This is a genomic window from Bradyrhizobium zhengyangense, assembly GCF_022012435.1.
GTDB lineage: Bacteria > Pseudomonadota > Alphaproteobacteria > Rhizobiales > Xanthobacteraceae > Bradyrhizobium > Bradyrhizobium zhengyangense.
On sequence record NZ_JAKLUA010000001.1, the window covers coordinates 633,946 to 651,406 of the forward strand.

The 17,461-nt window shown below is 64.3% G+C and carries 15 protein-coding genes and 1 tRNA gene; 3 read left to right on the forward strand and 13 right to left on the reverse strand.

All coding sequences use genetic code 11. From position 1 onward, the window contains the following. Positions 1-66: 66 nt before the first annotated feature. From L6637_RS03030 to L6637_RS03045, 4 genes are read right to left on the reverse strand one after another with little or no spacing between them, the layout of a single operon-like run. Positions 67-978: a hydroxymethylglutaryl-CoA lyase gene (locus L6637_RS03030; RefSeq protein ID WP_237869115.1), complete on the reverse strand. Its 912-nt coding sequence runs from the start codon at positions 976-978 to the stop codon at positions 67-69. Position 979: 1 nt separating this feature from the next. Beyond that, positions 980-2,983 (reverse strand): acetyl/propionyl/methylcrotonyl-CoA carboxylase subunit alpha, encoded by a 2,004-nt coding sequence (locus L6637_RS03035; protein ID WP_237862512.1) that lies wholly within the window; start codon positions 2,981-2,983, stop codon positions 980-982. A gap of 4 nt (positions 2,984-2,987) precedes the next feature. Then, entirely contained in the window at positions 2,988-4,592 is a 1,605-nt protein-coding gene (locus L6637_RS03040; RefSeq protein WP_237862513.1) for a carboxyl transferase domain-containing protein, read from the reverse strand. Positions 4,593-4,626: 34 nt separating this feature from the next. Then, complete coding sequence (locus tag L6637_RS03045) at positions 4,627-5,754, reverse strand: isovaleryl-CoA dehydrogenase (protein WP_271607065.1); 1,128 nt, start codon at positions 5,752-5,754, stop codon at positions 4,627-4,629. 159 nt (positions 5,755-5,913) lie between these two features. Between L6637_RS03045 and L6637_RS03050 the strand changes: the two genes are divergently transcribed. Beyond that, positions 5,914-6,942: an AraC family transcriptional regulator gene (locus L6637_RS03050; protein ID WP_237869118.1), complete on the forward strand. Its 1,029-nt coding sequence runs from the start codon at positions 5,914-5,916 to the stop codon at positions 6,940-6,942. A 92-nt stretch (positions 6,943-7,034) separates the two neighbouring features. Here the strand turns inward: L6637_RS03050 and L6637_RS03055 are convergent, their stop codons facing one another. From L6637_RS03055 to L6637_RS03075, 5 genes are all read right to left on the reverse strand, one after another. Continuing rightward, positions 7,035-8,468, reverse strand: coding sequence for an HlyD family type I secretion periplasmic adaptor subunit (locus tag L6637_RS03055; RefSeq protein WP_237869120.1), 1,434 nt, complete (start codon positions 8,466-8,468; stop codon positions 7,035-7,037). Continuing rightward, positions 8,458-10,602, reverse strand: coding sequence for a type I secretion system permease/ATPase (locus tag L6637_RS03060; protein ID WP_237869122.1), 2,145 nt, complete (start codon positions 10,600-10,602; stop codon positions 8,458-8,460). The genes L6637_RS03055 and L6637_RS03060 overlap by 11 nt, the downstream gene beginning before the upstream one ends. 22 nt (positions 10,603-10,624) lie before the next feature. Continuing rightward, positions 10,625-11,569: a hypothetical protein gene (locus L6637_RS03065; protein ID WP_237869124.1), complete on the reverse strand. Its 945-nt coding sequence runs from the start codon at positions 11,567-11,569 to the stop codon at positions 10,625-10,627. 216 nt (positions 11,570-11,785) lie between these two features. Then, positions 11,786-12,283, reverse strand: coding sequence for an Lrp/AsnC family transcriptional regulator (locus L6637_RS03070; protein WP_237869126.1), 498 nt, complete (start codon positions 12,281-12,283; stop codon positions 11,786-11,788). A gap of 93 nt (positions 12,284-12,376) precedes the next feature. Continuing rightward, on the reverse strand, positions 12,377-12,682 hold the full coding sequence (locus L6637_RS03075) for an ETC complex I subunit (protein WP_237862520.1): 306 nt from the start codon (positions 12,680-12,682) through the stop codon (positions 12,377-12,379). 300 nt (positions 12,683-12,982) lie between these two features. Between L6637_RS03075 and L6637_RS03080 the strand changes: the two genes are divergently transcribed. Further along, positions 12,983-14,161 (forward strand): OpgC domain-containing protein, encoded by a 1,179-nt coding sequence (locus L6637_RS03080; RefSeq protein ID WP_237862521.1) that lies wholly within the window; start codon positions 12,983-12,985, stop codon positions 14,159-14,161. Positions 14,162-14,373: 212 nt separating this feature from the next. Next, positions 14,374-14,799: a translational machinery protein gene (locus tag L6637_RS03085; protein ID WP_237862522.1), complete on the forward strand. Its 426-nt coding sequence runs from the start codon at positions 14,374-14,376 to the stop codon at positions 14,797-14,799. 16 nt (positions 14,800-14,815) lie between these two features. On the opposite strand, the gene L6637_RS03090 is transcribed toward L6637_RS03085, so the two are convergent. The 4 genes from L6637_RS03090 to L6637_RS03105 all read right to left on the reverse strand — a co-directional run bounded on the left by L6637_RS03090 (position 14,816) and on the right by L6637_RS03105 (position 17,353). After that, complete coding sequence (locus L6637_RS03090; protein ID WP_237862523.1) at positions 14,816-15,010, reverse strand: hypothetical protein; 195 nt, start codon at positions 15,008-15,010, stop codon at positions 14,816-14,818. Between the two features lie 854 nt (positions 15,011-15,864). Beyond that, positions 15,865-15,941, reverse strand: a tRNA-Pro gene (locus L6637_RS03095). A gap of 131 nt (positions 15,942-16,072) precedes the next feature. Beyond that, a complete protein-coding gene (locus L6637_RS03100) occupies positions 16,073-16,558 on the reverse strand; it encodes a DUF192 domain-containing protein (protein ID WP_237869128.1) in 486 nt (161 codons plus the stop codon). Positions 16,559-16,720: 162 nt separating this feature from the next. Then, positions 16,721-17,353, reverse strand: coding sequence for a cold-shock protein (locus L6637_RS03105; protein WP_237862583.1), 633 nt, complete (start codon positions 17,351-17,353; stop codon positions 16,721-16,723). Positions 17,354-17,461: the final 108 nt, after the last annotated feature.

Here is a 17,461-nt window from a genome sequence, read left to right on the forward strand (position 1 = left end):
AAGCAATCCAGAGTCTTTCCGCGGTGGGATTCTGGATTGCTTCGCTGCGCTCGCAATGACCGAGGACTAGGAAGCAGCCCGCTTCTTCTTCGCATTCAGCGCCGAAGCCACGCGGCTCACCGGCGGCTTGCCCAGCACGACGCTCATCGCGTTCGTCGCCGCGAGCAGCTTGTCAATATCGACCCCGGTCCTCACGCCCATGCCCTCGAACATGTAGACGACGTCCTCGGTCGCGACGTTGCCCGTCGCCCCGGGCGCGTAGGGACAGCCGCCGAGCCCACCAGCGGCAGCGTCAATGACGCGGACGCCCTCCTCCAGGCCAGCATAGAGATTGGCCAGCGCCTGGCCGTAGGTATCGTGGAAATGCATCGCGAGCTTTGCGGCGGGAACGTTGGCGGCGACCACGCGCAGCATCTCCTTGGCCTTGGCAGGCGTGCCGACGCCGATGGTGTCGCCGAGCGATATCTCGTAGCAGCCGAGGTCCCACAACGTGCCGGCGAGATCGGCGACCGCCTTCGGCTTGATCTCGCCGTCGAAGGGGCAGCCGAGCACGCAGGAGATATAACCGCGCACCTTCACGCCATCGTCCCTGGCGCGCGCCAGCACCGGCTTGAACCGCTCAATGGACTCCGCGACCGTGCAGTTGATGTTGGCGCGCGAGAACCCTTCCGAGGCGGCCGCAAACACCGAAACAACTTTCGCGCCGGCCGCGCGGGCGGCGTCATAGCCCTTCTCGTTCGGCACGAGCACGTGGAATTCAGCGCCCTTGACGTGGCTGACGCCGCGCAGCACGGCGTCGGAGCTCGCCATTTGCGGGATTGCCTTGGGCGAGACGAAGGCGCCGACCTCGACGGTATGAAGTCCAGCTCCAACCAGCGCCTCGATGAAGGCGATGCGGGCCTCAACGCCGACCAGCGTCTTCTCGTTCTGGAGCCCGTCGCGGGGCCCCATCTCGACGATGCGGACGGGATCGCTCATGTCACTCTCCGGAAGCTTCGACCACGGCGAGCTCGATGCCTTCCTGCACGATGTCGCCGACCTTGCACTTGATGGACTTCAGCACGCCGGCATAGGGCGCCCGCAAGGTCTGCTCCATCTTCATCACTTCCAGCGTAAGGATCGGTGCGCCCTTCTCGAGTTTGGCGCCCTCCTCGGCCAGCACGGCGACGACAGTACCCGGCAGAGGCGCTGCGATCTTGTCCGCGCCGGTCTGCTCGTCGGTCTCGCCGCCGAATGGATCGACCCAGTGCAGGTCGAAGCGGCCGTTGCGCGTACGCAAATACAGCTCGTGGCCGTCGATCACGGCGGCGACGGATGATTTGACGCCATCCAGTGTCAGATCGAAGCCGCCGTCCTTCGGCACAACAGTGAACGCCAGCTCACGCTCGCCGATCACGAGCGTCGACGGCCCGCTGCCATAGTTCAGCGCGATTTTCTGCTCGGGGCCATGGCCGACGCGCAAGGCGAAGTTGCGCTGGCGACGGCCGACCGGCTGCCAGCCAAAGGTCTGCCACGGGGAGTTTGCCTCGCCTTGCGCCGCCCGCCGTTCGTCATTGACGATCGCGGCAACTGCGGCGCAGAGCTCGAGCTCGCCAGGCGCTGGCGCTCCCGAGGTGAGCGCCGCCAGCTCGCGCTCGATGAAGCCGGTGTCGATCGCATTGGCCCGCACCTTCGGGTGCGTGATCAGCGCGGACAGGAACGGGATGTTGGTGACGATGCCACGGACGTCGGAGTCTTCCAGGCCACGGTTGAGGCGGTCGATCGCCACGTCACGCGTCGGCGCCCAGGCGATCATTTTTGCCAGCATGGCGTCGTAGTACGGCGAGACGCTATCGCCATCTCGATAGCCGGCATCGATGCGCAGGCCGCCCGTCTCCGCCGGCAATCGCCAGGTCGATATCCTGCCGACCGACGGCATGAAGTTCTTGGTCGGGTTCTCGGCATAGACACGAGCCTCGACGGCGTGGCCGTTGAGCTTGATCTCGTCCTGTTTCAGCGGCAGCGCCTCGCCGAAAGCGACGCGCAGCTGCCACTCGACGAGGTCGACGCCCGTGATCAGCTCGGTGACGGGATGCTCGACCTGAAGACGCGTGTTCATCTCGATGAAGAACACGTCCTTGCCGTCGGAGACGAATTCGATGGTGCCGGCGCCGACATAGTTCACAGCGCCTGCCGCCTTGCGCGCGGCAGCGCAGACGGTCTCACGCTGGGCGGCATTGAGCGTCGGCGACGGCGCTTCCTCGATCACCTTCTGGTGCCGGCGCTGCAGGGTGCATTCGCGCTCGAACAGCGACAGCAGATTGCCGTGGCTGTCGCCGATGATCTGCACCTCGATATGCCTGGGATTGTCGACATATTTCTCGATCAGCATACGGTCGTCGCCGAACGCCGCCTTGGCTTCGCGCTTGGCGCTAACGATCGCCGGCCCGAGTTCGGCAGCCGAACGCACGATCCGCATGCCGCGGCCACCGCCGCCGGCGGAGGCTTTCACCAGCACGGGGAAGCCGGCCTTTTCAGCCGCCTTTGCCAGCGTCGTATCGTCCTGCGCATCGCCGTGATAGCCGGGCACCAGCGGCACCCCGGCCTTCTCCATCAGCGCCTTCGAGCCTGACTTCGAGCCCATCGCATTCATCATCTCGGCGGTCGGGCCGACGAAGACGAGGCCGGCGTCGTAACAGGCCTGTGCGAATTCGGCATTCTCCGACAGGAAGCCGTAACCGGGATGCACGGCCTCGGCACCGGTCTTGCGCGCGGCTTCGATTAGCCGTTCGACACTGAGATAGCTGTCGCGGGCGCGCGCGGGTCCGAGCAGCACGGCCTCATCGGCGAGCGCGACATGCATGGCATCACGGTCGGCCTCGGAATAGACGGCGACCGTGCGCAGCCCCATGGCACGGGCGGTGCGGATGACGCGGCAGGCGATCTCGCCGCGGTTGGCGATCAGGAGGGTGCGAAAGCGGCGGTAGAGTTTTGTGCGGTCCATCGCATCACATCCTGAACAGGCCGAACTTCGTCGGCTCGATCGGCGCATTCGATGCCGCCGAGAGGCCAAGGCCGAGCACGAGACGCGTGTCGGCCGGATCGATCACGCCGTCGTCCCACAGACGCGCGGTCGCGTAATAAGGATGCCCCTGGCTCTCATACTGATCGCGGATCGGCTTGCGGAACTTATCTTCCTCCTCCTTCGACCAGCTATCGCCTTTGGCCTCGATATTGTCGCGCCGGACCTGGCTCAGCACCATGGAGGCCTGCTCGCCGCCCATCACCGAGATACGCGCGTTCGGCCACATCCAGAGGAAGCGCGGCGCGTAGGCGCGGCCGCACATGCCGTAATTGCCGGCGCCATAGGAGCCGCCGATCACGACAGTGAATTTCGGCACCGAGGCGGTCGCCACCGCCGTCACCAACTTGGCCCCGTCGCGCGCGATGCCACCGGCCTCGTATTTCTTGCCGACCATGAAGCCGGTGATGTTCTGCAGGAACACCAGCGGAATGCCGCGCTGGCAGCACAGCTCGATGAAGTGCGCGCCCTTCAGCGAGCTCTCGCTGAACAGGATGCCGTTGTTGGCGATAATGCCGACTGGATAACCCCAGATATGGGCGAAGCCACACACCAACGTCGTGCCGTAGAGCTTCTTGAACTCGTCGAACTCGGAGCCGTCAACCACACGCGCAATGATGTCGTGCACGTCGAACGGCTTGCGGCCATCGACGGGCACCACGCCGTAGATCTCCTCCGCCGCAAACAGCGGATCGCGCGGCGGATGCATGTTGAGGTTCGGCCGCGCGGACGGCTTCAGTGTGCCGACGATACGGCGGGCAATGCCGATCGCATGGGCATCATTCTGAGCGTAGTGATCGGTGACACCGGATTGCCGCGAATGCACGTCGGCGCCGCCGAGCTCTTCGGCGCTGACGACCTCGCCGGTCGCGGCCTTCACCAGCGGCGGGCCGCCGAGGAAGATGGTGCCTTGATTGCGCACGATGATGCTCTCGTCCGACATCGCAGGCACGTAAGCGCCGCCGGCGGTGCAGGAGCCCATCACGATGGCGATCTGCGGAATGCCTTGGGAGGACATCTGCGCCTGGTTGTAGAAGATGCGGCCGAAATGCCGCTCGTCCGGGAAGATTTCGTCCTGCAGCGGCAGGAAGGCGCCGCCGGAATCGACCATGTAGACGCAGGGCAGATTGTTCTGCCGAGCGATGTCCTGCGCCCGCAGATGCTTCTTCACGGTCATGGGATAATAGGTGCCGCCCTTGATGGTGGCATCGTTGGCGACGATGACGCATTCGCGGCCCGAGATACGGCCGACGCCGGTGACGATGCTCGCCGAATGCACGTCGCCGCCGTAGAGGCCGTGCGCCGCCAGCGGCGACAACTCCAGGAACGAGGTGCCGGGATCGACCAGCAGATCGACGCGCTCACGCGCCAGCATCTTGCCGCGCGATGTATGGCGGTTGCGCGAGGCCTCGCCGCCGCCGCCGGCGACCTGGGCGAGCTTTTCACGCAAATCCGCAACGAGGCCGCGCATGGCATCCGCATTGCGCGCGAAATCGGATGACGATGGATCGATGCTGGAATGGAGCGGCATGTGGTCCCGCGTTTCTGATGACGTGGTTGAGGGTTTAGGCGGTTTCCGACATCAGCTCACGGCCGATCAGCATGCGGCGCACTTCTGATGTCCCCGCGCCGATCTCGTAGAGCTTCGCGTCGCGCCAGAGCCGGCCGACCGGAAATTCGGATGTATAGCCGACGCCGCCGAGCGCCTGGATCGCCTCGCCCGCCATCCATGTCGCCTTTTCGGCGGAATAGAGAATGGCCGCCGCCGCGTCCTTGCGCAGTGTGCGCGCGTGGTCGGCGTGGTCGCAGGCCTTTCCCACGGCGTAGACGTAAGCGCGCGTAGCCTGCCAGGTCGCATACATGTCGGCGAGCTTGCCCTGCATCAGCTGGAAATCGCCGATCGGTTGGCCAAATTGCTTGCGCTCGTGCATGTAGGGCACGACAGCGTCCATGCAGGCGGCCATGATTCCGAGCGGTCCGCCCGACAGCACAGCGCGCTCATAGTCGAGGCCCGACATCAGCACCTTGACGCCTTCGCCGACCTTACCCATCACGTTCTCTTCAGGCACCTCGCATTCGTCGAAGAACAGCGGATAGGTATTGGAGCCGCGCATGCCGAGCTTGTCGAGATGCTGGCCGTGGCTGAAGCCTTTAAAGCCCTTCTCGATCAAGAAGGCGGTCATGCCGCGCGGGCCGGCCTCGGGATCGGTCTTGGCGTAGACCACCAGCACGTCGGCATCGCCGCCATTGGTGATCCACATCTTCGAGCCGTTGAGCACATAGCGATCGCCGCGCTTGTCGGCACGCAGCTTCATCGAGACGACATCGGAGCCGGCGCCCGGCTCGGACATTGCGAGCGCCCCGACATATTCGCCTGATATCAGCTTCGGCAGATAGCGCTGGCGCTGGGCGTCACTGCCGTTGCGGCGGATCTGGTTGACGCAAAGATTGGAGTGCGCGCCATAGGACAGGCCCACGGCCGCGGAGCCGCGCGATATCTCCTCCATGGCGACAATATGGGCGAGATAGCCCATGTTGGAGCCGCCATATTGCTCCGGCGCGGTCATGCCGAGCACGCCGAGGTCGCCGAGCCGCTTCCACAGGTCGGCCGGGAACAGATTGGCCTTCTCGATCTCGGCGGCGCGCGGGGCGATCTCCGCCTCTACGAAGGCGCGCAGCGTGTCGCGCAGCATGCTGATGTCGTCGCCCAGATCGAAATCGATGCTCGGGATGTTCAAGGCGATTCCTCCTAGATCTTGTCGGGTCCGAACCTACCCCCGCCCGGGCGTTCTGGCGGTCGAAAAGGTTGCATTTTCCGCCAAGTTTGGCGAGGATTTTCCAAAGGACATCCAATGCCTTTCCAGGCCGCAACAGCCACGCCCCGCCGCGCCATGACCCCCGCCGCTTTCGTCCTCGGCGTGGTCGCGGCCTATGCCCGACATGGACGGGATCCGGCTGAGGCGCTCGCCAAGGGCCAGGTCCCATCCGATCTCGTTCGGTCGGCCAACGGGCGGATTACGGCCGCCCAGTTCGAGGCGCTGGCCGGCCACGCCATGCGCGAGCTCGACGACGAGGCGCTCGGCTGGTTCTCGCGCCGCCTGCCGTGGGGCAGCTACGGCATGCTGTGCCGTGCCTCGATCACCGCGCCCAATCTCGAGGTCGCGCTGAAACGCTGGTGCCGGCATCACCGCCTGCTGACCGAGGACGTGCTGTTCGAGCTTGCGGTCAGCGGCGAGACCGCGACCATCTCCATTCGCGAGCAGCGCGATCTCGGCGACTGCCGCGAATTCTGCCTCGTCACCCTGCTCCGTTATGTGCTCGGCTTCTCCTGCTGGGCGGTGGATTCCGCAATTGCGTTACGTGCGGCGGAATTTCCTTATGCAGAGCCCGCCCATGTCTCGGTCTATCCGACCATCTTCTGCAAGCACATCCGCTTCGACGCGGACGCGGCATGCATCGTCTTCGACAAGCATTATCTCTCGCTGCCGCTGACGCGCAGCCCCGCCAACCTCGACAGCATGCTCAAGGGCGCGCTGCGCCTGACGGTGCTGCCCTATCGCCGCGACCGCTTGCTGGTCGAGCGTGTCCGCCGCGTGCTGCGCGAGGGGCGCGGACGCATTCTCGGCGCAGAGGATGTCGCAAGCGAACTCGCGCTGTCCACCCGCACCATGCATCGTCGGCTGCGCGAAGAAGCAACTTCGCTGCGCGACCTGAAGGAAGAAGCAAAGCTCGAGCTCGCCAAGCAGGAGCTGATGCGCGGGCGCACGCCGATCAAGCGGATCGCCGAGATCGCCGGCTTCCGCAACGAGAAGAGTTTTTCCCGGGCTTTCCGCTCCTGGACCGGCGCCAGCCCGCGCGAATTTCGCGACCGCTATCGCTAAAACGGCGAGCGACCTCATTGTCAGCTCACGAACGCCCGCAATCACGAGTGTTTCGGCGGCACGAGCGGCTGTGCCCATGCCGGGCAAGCCCCTCACCTCTCGCGCAAGGATTCCTGCCTGTACCGCAGCAGCGGCGAGAGAAGATATTCGATGATCCGCCGCTTCCCGGTCTTGATCTCGGCGGTCACCGCCATCCCCGGCTCGAGGTCCGTCATGCGGCCGTCGACGAGCATGCTCGTCCGATCAAGCGCAATGCGGGCGGCATAGAGGAGGTCCTGCCCCGCCGGCTCGCTCACCGCAGCGTCGCCGGACCTCTGCGAACTGCCGGCACGGGCGGCCGCCTTGTCGCGGGTGATGGCATCGCGCGATATGCTCGTCACTCTGCCGCGCAGCACCCCATATTTGGTGAAGTTGAAAGTGTCGACCTTGATCTCCGCCTCGTCGCCATCGCGAACGAAGCCGATATCGCGGTTGGCCAGCATCGCTTCGATTTCAATAGTCGCCTCGGCGGGGACCACCACCAGCAGCGGCTGAGCCGGCGTGACGACACCGCCGACCGTGTGAACCGCAAGCTGTTGCACGGTGCCGTCGATTGGCGCCCGCAGGATCTGGTCCTGCATGCGCCGCTCGGCTTTGACGAGGTCCTCGGTGAGCTGCGCCGCCTTCTGCTCGGCCTCGACGAGGTCTGTCGTCAGTCCGCGGACATATTCGGCACGGGCCTGATCGCGCTGGCCGACGGCCGAGCGTTGTGCGGCCTCGACCTCGGCGAGACGCCATCGCTGCACCACCAGCTCGCGCTGCAGCTCCGTCAACCGCACCTTGGCATCGAGATAAGCGATCCGGTTGCCGTATTGAATATTCATGGCCTTCTCGCGCACGTCGGCGGCCTCGGTCACGAGCGGCAGCTCGGCTTCGACCTTGTCGATTGCCGCCTTGACGCTGTCCGCTTCCGCCCGCTTTTGCGCGATCTGCTGCTCGAGCGCCTCGATCTTGGCGATCTGCTGCTCGGCCTGCGCGGTCATGACGGCCCTGGCCCGCGCGACCTCCCGCGCCTGCGCCTCGGGCGGCGGTGCAAAGTTGACCGGGTGCAAATCTCCGTCGAGCCCGGCAATGAGCGCCGAGAGCCGCGCAACGTCGAGCCGGACGCGCTGCAGCTCAGGCCGGATGCGATCGCGGTCCGCCATGCTGGCCGTCTGATCCATGGCGATGAGGACGTCGCCCTGCTTCACACGGTCGCCGTCCCGGACGTTGATGCTGGCGATGACGCCGCTGTCCAGGGGCTGGATGGACTTGACCCGATCGGTCGGCACCACCTTGCCTTGCGCGGTCGCGACGATGTCGATGTGGCCGAACGAAGCCCAGGCGATCGCTATCAGGAGCGAGGCGCCGATGGTCGCGGCGATGGCGCGGCCGAGCGGCGAAGCAGGCGTTTCCATGATCTCCAGCGCCGCGGGCAGGAACTCGCGCTCGTCGCTGCGGAGACCGTTTCCGCCCCAGGCGTCCCGCGCAATGGTGCTAGCCGACATCGCGGAGCCCTCCCTGCAGGCGGTGGAGATTGGCATAGCGCCCGTTGCGCTGGATCAACTCGTCATGGCTGCCGTCCTCGACGAGCCGACCGTGATCCAGCGTCAGGATGCGGTCGGCGCGGCGCACGGTCGAAAGCCGGTGCGCGATGACCAGCACGGTGCGGCCGTGCGCTATTCTGTGCATGTTGTCCTGGATGATACGCTCGCTCTCATAGTCCAGCGCCGAGGTGGCCTCGTCGAAGATCAGGATGCGGGGGTCGCCGATCAGCGCTCGCGCGATGGCGATGCGCTGGCGCTGGCCGCCGGACAGGCTCGCGCCGCGTTCGCCCACGATCGTATCGTAGCCCCGCGGCAGCTCCAGAATGAAATCGTGCGCGCCGGCGAGCTTTGCAGCCACGATCACGCGCTCCATCGGGAACGCGGGATCGGCGAGCGCGATGTTGTCGCGGATCGAGCGGTTGAGCAGGAAATTCTCCTGCAGCACGACGCCGATCTGGCGACGCAGCCAGGCGACATCGACGAGCGCAAGGTCCGTGCCGTCGATCATGATGCGACCGCTTTCGGGCACGTAGAGCCGCTGCACCAGCTTCGTGAGGGTCGATTTCCCGGAGCCGGAGGGACCGACGATCCCCACCACCTGCCCCGGCGGCACGTGCAGGCTGACCTCGTGCAGGACCTCCGGTCCGTCGATCCGATAGCGGAAACCGACACGTTCGAAACTGATCCCGCCCTTGATGGGTGGCAACGCGGCGTGACCGGTGAGATGGGCCGGCTCCGGCGCCGTGTTGAGAATATCGCCAAGCCGCGCGATCGACAGACGCGCCTGGTGGAAGTCCTGCCACAGCTGCGCGAGCCGCAGCACCGGCTGCGACACGCGGCCGGCGAGCATGTTGAAGGCCACGAGCTCACCGACCGACAGCGCGCCGTCGATCACGAGCCGGGCTCCGAAATAGAGCGTCAGCGCGGTGACGAGCTTGCTGATCAGTTGCACGCCCTGGCTCGCCCAGTTGCCGAGCGCGAGCACGCGGAAACTCGCACTGACATAGCCGGCGAGCTGCTCCTCCCAGCGGCGCTGCATCTGCGGCTCTACCGCCATGGACTTCAGCGTCTCGACGCCGGCGACGCTTTCGACAAGAAAGGCCTGGTTCTCGGCGCCGCGGTTGAATTTCTCGTCGAGCCGCGCGCGAAACAGCGGCGTCACCCCGGCCGACAGCGCCACGTAAAGCGGAACCGAGCCCACCACGATCCAGCTCAGGAGCGGCGAGTAGGAGAACATCACCGCCAGGAACACGATGGTGAAGACCAGATCGACCACCAGCGTCAGGGCCGAGCCCGTGAGAAAGTTGCGGATGTTCTCCAGTTCGCGAACGCGCGCCACGGAATCCCCGACCCGCCGCGCTTCGAAATAAGCGAGCGGCAGCGCCAGCAGATGTCGGTAGAGCCGAGCGCCGAGCTCGACGTCGATGCGGTTCGTGGTATGCGCGAAGACGTGGGTACGCAGCGCCGCGAGCAGCGTTTCCAGGACGGATACCGCGATCAGCCCGAACACCAGAACGTCGAGCGTGGTGAGGCCGCGATGCACGAGCACCTTGTCGATCACCACCTGGAAGAACAACGGTGAGATCAGCGCGAAGACCTGGAGAAAGAACGAGGCGGCCAGCACCTCGGCGAACAGGCCGCGATATTTGTGCATCGCCTGTAGGAACCAGCCGACGTCGAAGCGCCGGACCAGCTCGCCGAGCGAGGCGCGGCGCGTCATCACGATCAACCCGCCGCCCCATGCGGCCTCGAAGGCGGCGCGCGGCAGCAGCTCGGGCTTTCCCGTCGTCGAATTGTGGATGATGACCTTGTCCTCGGACAATTTCGCCACGATGACGAAGCTGCCGTCGCGCCATTCCGCGATGGCCGGCAACGAGGTCTTGCAGAGTCGCGTCCAATCCTTCCGGACGCGACGTGCCTTGAGGCCGAGATCCCGGGCGCAGCGCAAAATCTCGGTCGTGCCGAAGCGCACACCGCCAAGTCGGTGCCGAAGCTGCTCCGCATCGCCGGGGATGCCGAAGAAGCGGAGCAGCAGGGTCAGCGACTCGAGCCCGCTGTCAGGCGTGACGGCGACGTCTGACGACGTTGTGGGCATGACCCTGATCCCCGACCCGGCTCTAGGAGACGTGGGCCGCGGCTGCGATCACGGCCCCGGCCGGAGGGCCTGCGACCATTTCCACCGGATGCGAGACGATCACGCCGCCGCCGGCGTCGGCGGACACGGCGAAATCCGCATTGGTGAACTGCCCGATCAGGTTGAGCTTGGCGACTGTCGCGCCGTCGGAGATCGTGAGCACGCCTCCCGTGTTGGCGGCGTTCTCCGAGAAACCAAACGTGGTGCCGGCGCCGGACTTGATATTGTGCAGGTCGATCTTGTCCGCCGCCTGCCAGCCCGAGATGTATCCGGTGAAGTCGCTGGCCAAGGCGAGATCAAGTGTCGCGTTGGTGCCACCGAAGGCCATGTCCTTTGCCGTGCCGCCCGCCTGGACGGACAGGAGGCCACCGGTCTCGACCGTGGTTTCGTCGGCACGGCCGCCCTTGAACACGATTTCCTTGCCGCCGGCGCCGATGTCCGTTTCCGCGGTGCCGCCCCAATCGTAGAGCACGCCGCCCTTCTCGACGTACGTGAAACCTGCCCCGCCCCCCGACTTGACGGACTGCGCCCCGCCCATCAGGTAGCTATAACCTGCGATGCCGCCGGACTCGACGACCTGGAAGCCTCCGGCGTTGACAACCGCAGTGTTGGAGGCGCCCCACAGATCCTGCACGCCGCCGCCATTGACGATGGTGTCGAAGGCGTTGCCGTGAGCGTCCTGCACGCCACCGGAATTGATGACCGTGTTGTACGCGGTCGCGCCCTCCCGGAGGTTCTGGAGCCCGCCGTCGTTGATCGTTACGTCGTGCGTCCTTCCGCGATGATAGACATCCTGAACGCCGCCTTCGTTGATCGTCGTATTGAAGACGTCACCGCCGACGACGATTTCCGTGCCGCCATTGATGACCGTGTCGGCGTCAGCCATGCCGACCACTCGGATCTGGCCCTTCCCGATAGTGCCTGCCATTTTGATCTCCATAAATTTTGTCAAATGCCTGAAGCGAACATGTCGCTGCGCAAATGAGTTTTGATGAACCGTAGCGTCCGGTTGGTCGCGTCCGGAAACCGGCGGTTCAAACGAATTTTTTTGCGGAGATTTTCCGGGATTATAGGGAAATAAAGCAGGACTATACGGAAATCCGAAGCGTCGTCGGCGACCCCGTCGCCCTCTCCGTCCCACGCGCTAGCCGGCCGAAACGGTCCCTGCCGCAAGCTCCTCAACCGGCAGCGGCACGTCCTTCGCAACGCCAAGAACCGGAAAGCTGCGGACGTTCTTCACGTTGGGCATGGCGGCGAAATGCAACAGCTGCTGGCGCATGCTCTCGACGCTCGGCGCCACGCATTTGAGAAGATAGTCGGTGTCGCCCGAAATCCGCCAGCACTGCTGTATCCGCGGGATCGCTGAGATCGAGCCCTCGAAGGCCGCGAGCACCGGCTGCGCCTGGCTGCCGAGCTGGATCGAGACGAACGACACCACCTCATAGCCGAGCAGCCGTTCGTCGATGACCGCGCGCACGGCGCGGATCACCCCGCGCCTGAACAGCGATTTGAGCCGTCGCAGGCAGTTCGGCGCGGACACGCCGACGCGCAGCGCCAGCTCGTTGTTAAGGACGCGCCCGTCCTGCTGCAATTCGGAGAGTATCTTCAGATCGACGCTGTCGAGCTGGTCGCGCCCGGCCATCCCCTACCTCGTCATGGTCCCGTCATAGGACCAGCGAAGCACGGGGGGCGCGTAGTGCCAAGGCCCGTTCCGTCGGACGGCCGAAGGAGCCCCTTAATGCGTCCAGGGCTCACCGCGGCGGAAAGAGAAATTGTCGGCGTAGGCGACCTGGCGGTGCAAGGAATCCTTGGGCTCGATCACCTGGTAGGCGATGCCCTTGCGCTCGCAATAGGCGACCGCCTCGTCCTTGGTGTGGAAGCGTAGCGTGATCTGCTGCTTCATGTCGCCGGACGAGGTCCAGCCCATCAGCGGCTCGACCGAACGGGGCTGCTCCGGCTCGTAATCGAGCTGCCATTCCTTGGTCTTCGACCGGCCGGATTGCATCGCGTTCTTGGCGGGCTTGAAAATGCGTGCGGTCATTGGCGGTCCGGCCTCTTCGTCTTTCGTTCGATTTTCATGCGTCACGGTAGCGATTGGTGCAAACCGCGGGCATAGTATAGAGACACCTTTCGGGAACTGATCGGTGATTCCGGCCCTCCCAGGTCCCTCACCGATGGGTATAGTCATTATGCTGCACTGTGACAATTGCGTACCCGCCTTCCGTCCGGGAATCCCGCCCGGCGGCCAAGCCTTGCCAACACAAGCCTTGCCAACACCTGCCTTGCCAACATTCGCCTCGCCGACCTCAGCGTATCCGTCCCTTTCGAGAGCTTCCGTCGCATGGCCTTCCTGAACATCAACGCCACGCTGCCCGAAAAGGGCCGTGACCTCAGGCTCGACCTGTTTCGCGGTATCGCCAACTGGGCGATCTTCCTCGACCACATCCCCGACAACATCGTGAACTGGATCACGACGCGCAACTACGGCTTTTCGGACGCGGCCGATTTGTTCGTCTTCATCTCCGGCTACACGGCTACGTTCGTCTACGCCCGGATGATGCTGGAGCGCGGCTTCATCGTCGGCGCCACCCGCCTGACCAAGCGGGTCTGGCAGCTCTATGTCGCCCACATCATCCTGTTCGTGATCTATATCGCCTCGATCAGCTATCTGGCGCTGCGCTTCGGCGATTCCGAGATGATCAACGAGTTCAACGTCGCCGGCCTCGTCGACAACGCCACCGAGACCTTGCGCCAGGGCCTGTTCCTGCGGTTCAAGCCGCTCAATCTCGACGTGCTGCCACTCTACATCGTGTTGATGGGCCTGTTTCCGCCGGTGCTGTGGTTCATGCTGCGCAAGCCTGATCTGACGATGGTGCTGTCCATTGTCCTGTGGCTCTCGGCGCGACACTTCGGCTGGAATTTGACCGCCTATCCGGGCGGCCAGTGGTATTTCAACCCCTATTGCTGGCAGGTGCTGTTCGTGTTCGGCGCCTGGTGCGCGATGGGCGGCGCACGCCGTTCGGGCTGGCTGATCAATTCGTCGGTTACGTTGTGGGTCTGCCTCGCCTATCTCGCCTTCGCGCTGGTCATGACCATGGCCGGCCGTTTTCCGGCGCTTGGCGGCATGTTCCCGGAATGGCTGTTCTCGGCGTTCAATCCGAACGACAAGACCAACCTTGCGCCCTACCGCTTCATCCACTTCGTCGTGATCGTGATCCTGGTGATCCGCTTCGTGCCGAAGGAATGGCCGGGGCTGGAGTGGAAGGTCTTCGATCCCGTGATCGTCTGCGGCCAGCAATCGCTCGCCGTGTTCTGCGTCGGCGTTTTCCTGTCCTTCGTCGGCCATTTCGAGCTGTCGATGAGCTCGGGCTCGCTGTTCGCGCAGCTGTTCGTCTCCATCGCCGGAATCGCGATCATGACGACGGTGGCCTATTACATCTCGTGGTCGAAGCGGCAGGACAAGCCGCTGAAGCCGCCGCCGGCGAAGTCCGCAGCTCCCCCCGCGGCAAAGGCCGCCTGAGCCGTCGAACGCCCGCTGGTTCAAGCGAGCGTTCGACGCCCGTTGCCATATCCGGCTTGTCGGGGATCAGGCTGGCCGGGTCAACTTGACTTGGGTCAACCAGGAGCGATGCCGATCAGCCTAGGGTTATCGTGACACGCGCCGCCGCACTGATATCGGCGGCCTTCCCTCGGACAAGGCCCAAGGACAAGGCCCAAGGACAAGGCAAGCACATGCCCTCTCATTTTCACGCCGTGGTCTGGATCGATCATTCGCAGGCCCGGATCTTCCATCTTGGCCTGAGCGGCTCCGACGAAGTCACCCTGCATCCGCAGTTGGCAACGCGGCATCTTCATCACAAGGCCAACACGATCGGCAGCGGCCACGCCGCGCCGGACAAAACCTTCCTCGCCGAGGTGACCAAGGCCATCGCCGATGCCGGAGAAATCCTCATCATCGGTCCGGCGAACGCGAAGATGGAGCTCGCCAGCCACATTCGCGCCCATGCGCCCGATCTCGCCAAGCGGATCGTCGCGGTGGAAGCGGCCGATCATCCCACCGATAACGAGATCGTCGCTTACGCCAAGCGTCACTTCAAATTGCCGCTCCCGCGCATACAGGCCCCCGGCGCCGCCGCGGGGGAAAGACATCAGGGCTGAGCGAAGCGCCTCCGTTTCAGGCCGCCGCCTCGCCGTCATACTCGGTGAATTTCTTGTAGATCCAGTCGCGGCCGTCGTGACGACGCCAGACCTTGCCGTAGACGAGCTGCCCATTGATTGAGCGGCGCGGCACGATGACGGTCCAGAGATGCCAGATCTCGGTCCAGTTCGGCCGTTGGCGGGATGTTTTCGTGGTGAGATCGAAAGCCATGACGGACAACTCGCGCGAAACGAAACACCGCGACGAATGTGATCTCGTGTGAGCCGCTGCTGGGCGTCGTCGCGGGCCGGGACCAGTTGATACCATCAGCCAAAATGACCGCAACGATGGTCCGCGCTTAACCTAACCGATCAACCTTACCCGTCGTCGGAAGGCCGCGTTGCCAGTTGAAACGCCTGCCCATCTTTCCTAAGATGCATGCGCAATTTGAGAATGAATGCGCCGTTTCCGAAGAGCGCACCGGGGCTGATTTCAGGCTGATTTTTTCAAGCGACTGACTGCGCGGGTCGACGATCATGAATTTGCAATGTGCCTATTTGCGGCTGGCAATGGCTTCGCCGCCCCCGACACCGGTCGCTAGGCGGTCGCCGGATCAATCGCCAAAGGCTGTCAACGACAATCATCCGGTCTGGCCGCTGATCCCGTTTCCAGCGGGCTGGTATGCCTCGGGCTAAAGCCCTCAAAAGTGCAACGCCGCGCAAGCGGAGTATCCTCGCTTGGCGGCGTCCGTTAGGCATTGGGCGCTGAAATCCCCAACATCGATATGTCTATGGCGACGTTCCAAAGGTTCGATGAGGCTTTGGTCATTCTGCGCGCGCTAGCTTTGGTGTTTCAGAAGGTTGTCCATCTGGTCTGAACCTAAGAAGCTGAGGTTGCGAAGCTTCAACGTTCCAAGGAAAGACCAGATATAACGTCCACAAGAATGCGCCTTTGACGCCCAAAGGTCGAGAGGCGATGGTGCGCAGCGTCGTCGAGGACGGGCTGAGCCAGGCCAACGTAAGCGGTCGGCTAACCTGTGTCAGCGCTCTTGGATCTCTGGGGATGAAGAGGGTCCACGCCCGGACTGGTCGGGGCAGCTGGATTCGAACCAACGACCTGCAGTACCCAAAACTGCCGCGCTACCAGGCTGCGCTATACCCCGAATGTCCGGCGAGCCCCGTCGATACACGCTTCCTGGGGGGCCATCAAGCTTTCCAAGCCGCCAGGCAACCGCAGCCGCCGACAGGATACCCCCCGGATTTACCGGGCCGGGCGACAATAGCCCTACCCGACCTATTTGCTGCCGAACAAGGGGTGTCCGACGTGATCGCCGGGACGGATACCGTATTTCTGCGCTGTTCCCGCCACCACCTCAAGGACGGCCCGGGCGGGCCCCTTGGACGAGATAATCTTGGTCGAAAGCGGTTCGGTGTTTTCGGCGATGCGCAGGATGCGGCCGTCGGCGCGAATGAAGATCATGTCGAGCGACACATAAGTGTTCTTCATCCACATCGACACTTCCTGCTCGGGATTGAAGTCGAACAGCATGCCTTTGCCGTCAGCCAATTCCTTGCGGTACATCAGCCCGGTCTGCTTCTCCTCATCCGTGGTCGCCATCTCCACCGAGAACACCTGGACGCCGTTCTTGGTGACGATCTCAAGCGGCTGGAAACTGGCGGCACGAACGGGAGCGCCGGCGACGGCGAAGCCGACAATGACGAGAGCGGCGGCAAGAAAGCCCCGGGCAACGGACCGGGCGGCCTTTCGATCAAAGCTCATGGCGGGGATACTCGGCAGGAAATGCGGCAAGAAAGTCAGGACCACAATGACTGGCCCAACGGTTACGGATTGCGACTTCCTTACGCGGCCACCGCCCCAAAAGCCAGAAGCGCGCAGGCCACCCCGCGCGCTTCTGCCCACCAATACGGAAATTTGAAGCTTCTAGTGCGACTGGAGACCCGGCGAGCCGGTCTCCGGATGGATCTCGGCCGCCATCATCCCCTTGGAGCCGGGCCCGAAGCGAACCAGCACATACTGGCCCGGGCGCAGCTCGGTCATGCCGAAACGGCGCAGCGTCTCCATGTGCACGAAAATGTCGGGCGTGCCCTCGCCGCAGGTCAGGAAGCCGAAGCCCCGCAGCCGGTTGAACCATTTGACCTGGGCCCGCTCGAGGCCGCTGGTCGCGGTCACCGTGACGTGGGTGCGCGGCGGCAGCATCTGCGCCGGATGGATCGCGGTCGACTCGTCCATCGAGACGACGCGGAAGGCCTGGTAGCCCTTGGCGCGCTGGATGCACTCGACGACGATGCGGGCACCCTCATAGGCGGTCTGGAAGCCGTCGCGTCTAAGCACGGTAACGTGCAGGAGGACGTCGGGCCAGCCATTGTCGGGGACGATGAAGCCGTAGCCCTTTGATGCATCGAACCATTTGATGACGCCATGAACCTCGACGAGGTTGGCGCTGCCCTCACCTAGCCCGGTGAAAGGACTGAGCGCATTGTCGCGACCGGCGCCGTGCTCGCCCGACGCGGGAACTCCCAGCTTCTTGGACTCAAATCCGTCCGACGACCCCATAACCCCGGACCCCGCAACTGCCATGCAACCCGCCACATTGGCGGTGCTCGAATCACGCGTCTTAAGAGAATCTTCTCACCTCGACGCGACGCGAATCTTTCGACTCAA

What these genes read in the sequence shown, in the direction of transcription:
- L6637_RS03030 (WP_237869115.1), bottom strand. Translation starts at nt 978, where the DNA reads ATGAGCGATCCCGTCCGCATCGTCGAGATGGGGCCCCGCGACGGGCTC.
- L6637_RS03035 (WP_237862512.1), bottom strand. Translation starts at nt 2,983, where the DNA reads ATGGACCGCACAAAACTCTACCGCCGCTTTCGCACCCTCCTGATCGCC.
- L6637_RS03040 (WP_237862513.1), bottom strand. Translation starts at nt 4,592, where the DNA reads ATGCCGCTCCATTCCAGCATCGATCCATCGTCATCCGATTTCGCGCGC.
- L6637_RS03045 (WP_271607065.1), bottom strand. Translation starts at nt 5,754, where the DNA reads ATGCTGCGCGACACGCTGCGCGCCTTCGTAGAGGCGGAGATCGCCCCG.
- L6637_RS03050 (WP_237869118.1), top strand. Translation starts at nt 5,914, where the DNA reads ATGCCTTTCCAGGCCGCAACAGCCACGCCCCGCCGCGCCATGACCCCC.
- L6637_RS03055 (WP_237869120.1), bottom strand. Translation starts at nt 8,468, where the DNA reads ATGTCGGCTAGCACCATTGCGCGGGACGCCTGGGGCGGAAACGGTCTC.
- L6637_RS03060 (WP_237869122.1), bottom strand. Translation starts at nt 10,602, where the DNA reads ATGCCCACAACGTCGTCAGACGTCGCCGTCACGCCTGACAGCGGGCTC.
- L6637_RS03065 (WP_237869124.1), bottom strand. Translation starts at nt 11,569, where the DNA reads ATGGCAGGCACTATCGGGAAGGGCCAGATCCGAGTGGTCGGCATGGCT.
- L6637_RS03070 (WP_237869126.1), bottom strand. Translation starts at nt 12,283, where the DNA reads ATGGCCGGGCGCGACCAGCTCGACAGCGTCGATCTGAAGATACTCTCC.
- L6637_RS03075 (WP_237862520.1), bottom strand. Translation starts at nt 12,682, where the DNA reads ATGACCGCACGCATTTTCAAGCCCGCCAAGAACGCGATGCAATCCGGC.
- L6637_RS03080 (WP_237862521.1), top strand. Translation starts at nt 12,983, where the DNA reads ATGGCCTTCCTGAACATCAACGCCACGCTGCCCGAAAAGGGCCGTGAC.
- L6637_RS03085 (WP_237862522.1), top strand. Translation starts at nt 14,374, where the DNA reads ATGCCCTCTCATTTTCACGCCGTGGTCTGGATCGATCATTCGCAGGCC.
- L6637_RS03090 (WP_237862523.1), bottom strand. Translation starts at nt 15,010, where the DNA reads ATGGCTTTCGATCTCACCACGAAAACATCCCGCCAACGGCCGAACTGG.
- L6637_RS03100 (WP_237869128.1), bottom strand. Translation starts at nt 16,558, where the DNA reads ATGAGCTTTGATCGAAAGGCCGCCCGGTCCGTTGCCCGGGGCTTTCTT.
- L6637_RS03105 (WP_237862583.1), bottom strand. Translation starts at nt 17,353, where the DNA reads ATGGGGTCGTCGGACGGATTTGAGTCCAAGAAGCTGGGAGTTCCCGCG.